Genomic DNA, 6,637 nt, shown 5'->3' with positions numbered 1-6,637 from the left:
CGGCGCACAGCCCGACCCGCAGGTATTCGGCCAGCCGGATGCGCAGGTTGGTCTCGCGCTGCGCGGCGTACAGGTGGTGCAGCGCCCCCATCTCGCCCTCGTCGTCCGCACCGCGGCGGATCTCGGCCGGGGTACGGACGGCAAGCTGGGCGTAGGCCGGCGTGCCATAGCGACGCGACACGAACTGCGGCGAGATGCGCTGGTCGGCCGCCGAGGCCGGCTGGCAGCGGTAGCGTTGCGGCACGATGGCGTCCAGTGGCAGCCAGCTGAAGCGGATGCAGCCGGCCTGCTTGCGCGCGGCCCGCACTGGCGCAGGCCAGCTGTCCCCGCTGCCACGCGCCGCGAAAAGGATGCTGTTGGCGATGAGGCCGACCGCGGCGGTGTGGAGCTTGCCGATCACGCTGCAGGCGGCGAGCGAGAGTTCGGCGCCGGGTGAGGCGTCGTCCAGCCCGGCGAAGGCGATGCGCGCGCGTGCGGTGGCATCGATCACGCTGTCGCTGGCGGTGAAGCGTGCGCGTGGATGGGCACGGATGCCGCCGACGATGCTGCGGACGAGGGTCGTCTCGAGCCCGGCGGGTTCCAGGCGCAGGCTGGCGGTGTCGGGTTGCAGGGGCGTGGCATCCGGCGCCAGGGCGATGCCCGGAACCAGCGTGCAGTGCAGCAGCGTGAGCCGTGCAAGCGCATTGCCGCCCGCGTCCGGCACCACCAGCGGCGCGCCGGTGACGAGCAGACCGTTGAGGGTGCAGGCGGCATTGTTTCCGCCGCGGATCGACAGCCCGCCCACCACCAGCACCGGGCGGAAGCCATTGGCGGCGCGGATCTCGATGCTGCCGTTGGCTGCCACGTCGATCGCCAGTGTCTCGGCGTAGCGGCGGTTGTCGGCGATCTCGACCACCCCGTTGCCATCGATCTCCGCCAGCGCCGCGGCCAGCGTGGCGTGCTCGGCCGGCACGTGGGCGACGGGAACGCCGCCCGGCGGTATCGGCAGGCTGTCGCCGCGCTCGTACTCGCCGCCTCCGAGTTCGGCGCTGAAGCCTTCGCGCCAGTCGAGGCGGACGTCGGTAGGGTCGGGGGCATCGCCGGGCAGGGCGATGCGGCCGAGTTGCGGATCGATCGAATACACGCCGTCGGGCGGTGGCGTGTGGGCCCAGCCAGCGCCATCGTCGCTCAGGTTGCAGATGCGGATGCGGTCGCGCTCGATGGCGGTCCCGTCCACCCACAGCTGCAGCGCCGGTGCCCGGTTGTCGACCGCTTCGCCGGCGCCGGGGCGGCTGCCGTAGTGGCGACCGAGTTCGGCCGCTAGGCGACGGCGCGACAGGGGCCACGGCACGTTGTCCGGACCGGCGAGATGGCTGATGTCATCCTCGGCCAGGGGGCGGTTGTAGAGCGGCAGGTCGTGGTTCAGCGGGCTGGCGCGGTAGCAGCGCACGCCCGCACGGGCCGCGGGGCTGGCGCTGTGCGGGAAGGCCTGGATGCGCCACAGGTGCAGGCCGACATTGGGGATGTTGTAGCGTCCACCGCCTTGCTCGATGCGGCGCACCTCGACCGTGCGCATGCTGGTGTCGAAGGGCGTGCCGAGCCACTCCAGGGCGCGCCCGCGGCGCAGGTCCGGCGACTGCAGCGCGTGCGGGCGCGGGTGGTTCATGTACTGGGTGGCGGCGAGGCGCTGGAAGTACTCGACCGCGCGCGCGTCCCAGCCGGTGACGTCGCGCGCGAGCTGCTCGAGGACCAGCGCCGTGCCCTTGCGCCGGCGCAATGCGATCGTGTGCGCCACCTCGGCGCGCGGGCTGGCCACTTTCGGCGCCACGCTGTGCAGGCTTTCGTAGCCGATCAGGTCGCCGATGTAGGGCACGACCCAGTCGGCACAGGTCTCGATGAACAGGTCGTCGTAGAGCTGGGCGAGGTTCTCGTCCATCGCGCCGATCTGCTCCGCGAACACGGCGATCAGCGATTCGAGCGGCCCGCGGGCGGCCTTTTCGTTCAGGGCGGCGAGGCGCTGCCGCTCGTCCGCGCTGGGCGCGGCGAGTTCGGCCAGCGCATTGCGTTCCGTGCGTTCGGCCACGGTCAGCAGGCTGTTGCCCATCTGCTGCGCCAGTTCGGCGTCGCGGATGCGATGGATCGCGGGGAGCAGTTCGAACAGGCTGCGGGTGTCGAAGTTCATGGCAGCACCTCCACCTCGAGGCCGTTCGTTGCCAGCGTGAGCAGTTCGGCCGGTGCCGGCACCGCCGTCAGCGAGGGCTGGGGCAGCGCGGCGAACAGGCGCGGGTGTTGGGCGGGCGGCTGGCCGCTGCGGTAGAGCCGCGCCACGTGGGCCGCTTCGACGCCGCGCACGCCTTGTGCCGTGGCAGCGATCTCGTCGAGCGACACCGTCTGCCCGAAGGCGCGCGCGGCGAAGGCGAAGCGCGCCAGAAGGGCAACGCGCACTGCGGCCACCACCGCCGCGGGTTCGAAGCCGCCGAGGGCGCGCACCCGCACGCGGCACCGGAAGCGGGCGTCGATGAAGTTCTCGAGGCGAAGCGGGACGAGCGGATCGCCCCAGGTGCGCAGCGCGTCGAAGAGGTGACGGTAGGTGTCGCTGGTGGCCTCGACCCGCGCGCCGCCGATGCCGGCAATCGTCACGAAGACGCCGCGCGCCGGACCTGCAGGAATCCACAGCGCATGCGCCTTGTCGATGCCGGCGAAGGCGCGGGCGAAGTTGGCGTAGTCGGTGATCGACACCGCGCGATCGAGCGTCAGTACCGTCAGGGGTGCGCTGTTACGCGCGTGTTCGATCGTCTCCGGGTCCTCGCCACCGCTGGCCGCTTCCGGGTTGCTGGCTTCGCCGACGCCCAGCGGGCGGCTCAGCAGCGTGGTGAGCGTGCCCGCGCCGACGTTGCCGCCAGCGCCGATGCCCTTGCGGTAGCGCACGCGCACATTGGCCGTGCCGCTCGGCAGGCGCGCGCCCTCGATGCCATCGCCGAACTGGATGTGCGTATGCCCTTCGCCGTCTTCCCTGGTCTCGAAGGCGCGGGCGCCCGCCGGCGCGGCGTAGAGACTGGCACGTTCGGTCCACAGGACGTCGTCGACCCGCAGGGCCAGCGTCGACCGCCGTCCGCTCGGCGTGCTGGCGCTGACGTAGGTCAGCGGGGCCTGCGCCAGGCGGAAGCGCAGGTTGGGGCGGCCCGCGTCGCCGTCGCCGAGGAGGGCCTCGACGGTTTCGCCGTGCGTGGCGGGGGCGACGTTGGCGTTGACGCGCAGCGAGGCGCGCGCGAAGACGTGCTTCAGCGGTGCCGCCAGCGTCAGCGTGGTGTCGTCGCGGCCGTGCGTGACCGCGGTGGCGGTGTTCGCGATCCACGCGATCTCGGCCACGCGTGGGTCGTCCTTGCGTGCGGGCGCAAGCGCCAGTTCGCTGGCGTTGGCTTCCAGCGTCCCCGCGCGACCGTCGCGGTCGAGCAGGCGCACACGCAGGCGTGTGCCGGCACGTCCCAGTTGGGCGACGAAGGTCTCGCCATCGAGTGCGACGGCATTGCCACCGATGAGGCGTGCCGCGGGTGCCAGCATGAACAGTTCGTCGCCACCGGCTAGCGGCATGGTCGCGCCGTCGTCGGTCGCCAGCACCAGCCTGGTGGCGCCAGCGGCGATGGCGATGCGCTGATGCGTGCCCGATACCGCGATGGCCTGGCCAGGCTGCAATCCCTCGGCGCGCACGCCCAGGGTGAGCAGCTCGTCCTGCACCGGATGGCGCAGCGGACGGGCGTGGGTCGCGAGGCACTCGCTCTGTGCCAGCACCAGCGTACGGCGCAGCGGGAAGCGGCTGGCGGTCAGATTCTCGGTGGTGTCCGGGGTGATGCGGGTCACCTTGCCCGAGATGCCGAAGGCGTTGCGGCTGCGATGCGCGACCGCACGGACGCGGTAGAGCTCGGTGTAGCCCGGCAGGTCCGCGCTGCCGCGTCCCACCTCGTTCGAAACCAGCGCGATCCAGCTGCCGCCGACGATTTTCGGGTTGTCGGTGTCGAGGTCGAGGGCGGCCGGGTCGAGCGCGAAGTTCTTCCAGTTCCAGTGCGCGCTGCTGGTGTCGATCAACTGCGCGATGTTGGAGTCGGCATTGCCGAACAGGTTGGCGTCGGGCGCGTTGTGGCCGAAGAGCGCGGTGCGCTGGCGCAGTGCATGGACTTCCGCGCCGAGGCTGGCCGGGGTCATCGCCGGGAAGGCGCTGCCGAGCGGATGCGTCCACTGCAGGCGGGTGCGGCCGCCGGCAATGTCGGGCTCGACCGTCGACAGGACGCGCACGTCCCAGCGCTCGCTGCCCGGGTCGCGCTGGCGCTCCAGGCCGACGATGAGGATCGCGTCGCCCGGCGACAGCCCGCTGGCGACGCCTTCGAGCCACAATTCGGTATCGCCGCGCCGCGGTTGCCATGCCTCGGTGGTGCGCGCGGGCATCGCGTTCCACGCTGCGCGGGCGCTGATCTCGGCGATGGTCTCGAAGGTCTGCGCAGTCTCGCCCTGGCCGGGCACGCTCTGCACCCGGGTGCCGGCCGGAATCGTGGTGGTCGTTGTGGGTGTGGGGGCCGCACCCGGCGTGTCCTGCAGGGTGAAGGCGAGATGCGTGCCGGCGGCGACGCCGGGCGCGAGGCGGTAGCCGATGAGTCGCGCCAGTTCGCCCACCGACAGGCGCTCGGTGGCGGTGCGCAGGTAGTGCTCCTGGGCGATGCGCTCGGTGTAGAACGACAGCACGTCGAGCGAGCTCGCCAGCGCATCGGCCAGCGCGAGCGTGAAGTCGCTCGACTCGCGTGTGCCGAGGCCGGCCAGCGCCGGGTAGTCGGCGCTCGACAGCCGGGCCTGGATCGAGGCGAGGAAGTCGCCGTGGCGCCCGGCGCGGTAACTGATGCTCGGCTGGCCCGGCGGGTTCGCGATGCGTTGCGGCGTGTCGCTGCCCGTGCCGCTGCAGCAGTCACAGCCGGGCAGACGGGAGCGGTCGGTGCTCATCATTTGCCTCCGTGCAGGTCGAGCCGCAGCACGCCGTGCTCCGGGAAGTTGGGGTCGTTGGCCAGCCGTGCGATCTCGAGCCGGCCCAGCGCCATGAAGCCGTCGGCGAGCGGCCGCGGGTCGGCCTGGCCCTGACGCTGGAAGCGCGTGACCTGCACCGAATCCACGCCCGCCACGCTGCGTGCGGCGGCCTGGATCGGGCCGAGGAAGACGGTCTGCCCGAAGCTGAAGTTGTCCGGATGGAAGAGGCCACGGCGGCCATCGGGCAGGTTGCGGCTACCGAGCGCCTGCAGCAGGCCGCGCCGCACGTCGCTGCGGAAGTGCGCGCGATTCACGCAGACGAGCAGGTCGAGTTCGAGCGACACGGGAATCGGCTCGTCGATGCGCAGGTCGTGGCCCGCCATGCGGAAGCGCTCGAGGTGGGCGCGCACGTCGGCGGCGAAGCCGGCATCGACCGCGCGGCCAGCGCGGCGATCGACGGCAATGAACACCGTATGCCAGCTGCCGGTCCAGCGCAGCGTGGCCGTGGCGCGCTGCACATCGTCGAGGCGTTCGGTGACTTCCGCATAGTCGGCCGGGGTGACGGCACGCTGCTGGGTGCGGAAGGCCTGCGGCGCGCCGCGGCGCAGCGCAGCGGCGGTCTCCGGTGCGAGGCCGCCGCGCGCGGGCAGGGGGTTGGTGACCGACTGGATGCGACCCTCACTGGTCACTGCGTGGGCGATGCTGTCGGCGCCGACGTTGCCCTGCGGGCCGTTGCCGATGCGATAGCGTGCGGTGAAGGCCATGCCGCTGTCGGGCCGGCGGCCGTGGACGTCGTCGCCGAAACGCAGGCGGGCGCTGCCATCGTCCTCGGTCTCGAGTACGAAATGAGTATCGGACGCGCGGCTGGCCAGCAGATCGCGCCTTGCGGTCCACGGCCGACCGCTGTCGTCAGCGAGTTCGATCGCAGGCAGGGCAGCGGCCGCCCGCCAGCCCAGGGCCGCGGCAGCGGGCGCATCGGGGTTGAACGTAACGCGCTCGTGGCGGCTGCCGCCGTCATGTGGCACGACGCGCAGCACCGTGCCCTGGTGCGTCACCGGCCCCTCCGCTAGCTGCGGGCGGAAGCGCGGTGGCAGGGGTTCGGGTTCGATGCGCTGGCAGGCATCGCCCGGGCGCGGCGGATAGTGCAGCCCTGGCGCCGGCACGCGGCCCAGTTGTTCGCCGACGACGCTGCGGCCGTGGTCGACCAGCAGGTTGTTGCCGAGCGCGATGCTGACGCCGTCGATCTGCCGGCTGCCGTGGGCGGCGTCAGTTTCGCTGGAAAGGCAGAGCGAGAAGGGTAGCGCGTCGTCGGCGTGCCAGCGGATCTCGGTGATCTCGCTGCCGTCGAGCGGATCGGTGAGCGGGTCGCTACCCGCGAACGCCAGCACCGCCGTCAGGCGTACCGCGTGGCGGCGGGCGGGGTCGGCATCCTCGGGCAGACCGGTCAGCGGGCCGCAGATTTCCTGGAAGATCAGCACCTCACCCGCAGCAAGCTCGGGATGGTGGCCGCGCAGGGTTGCCGCCGTGGCGCCAGCCGGCAGGCAGCAGCGGGCATCGCCCCAGGTGTAGAGCTCGAAGCGGTTGTGTGTCTCGCGCAGGGTCGGTGCGTGCATCGGCTCGAACACCAGCGGTCCGGCTTGCAGCGCGTTGC

Annotated in this window: 3 protein-coding genes; all 3 read right to left on the bottom strand. The window is 72.2% G+C overall.

The window, feature by feature from the left end; translation table 11 throughout:
- Positions 1-2,161 (bottom strand): hypothetical protein (locus PHC73_RS10170; protein ID WP_300127545.1); only part of this gene is annotated, 2,161 nt, incomplete at its 3' end.
- A complete protein-coding gene (locus tag PHC73_RS10165) occupies positions 2,158-4,965 on the bottom strand; it encodes a baseplate J/gp47 family protein (RefSeq protein ID WP_300127542.1) in 2,808 nt (935 codons plus the stop codon). The genes PHC73_RS10170 and PHC73_RS10165, both read right to left, overlap by 4 nt.
- The coding region (locus PHC73_RS10160) for a putative baseplate assembly protein (protein ID WP_300127540.1) at positions 4,965-6,637 on the bottom strand (1,673 nt) is incomplete at its 5' end. The genes PHC73_RS10160 and PHC73_RS10165, both read right to left, overlap by 1 nt.

Origin of the sequence: Immundisolibacter sp. (assembly GCF_028696615.1) — a bacterium.
Lineage (GTDB): Bacteria > Pseudomonadota > Gammaproteobacteria > Immundisolibacterales > Immundisolibacteraceae > Immundisolibacter.
This window is presented reverse-complemented; position numbering and strand designations above follow the sequence as displayed.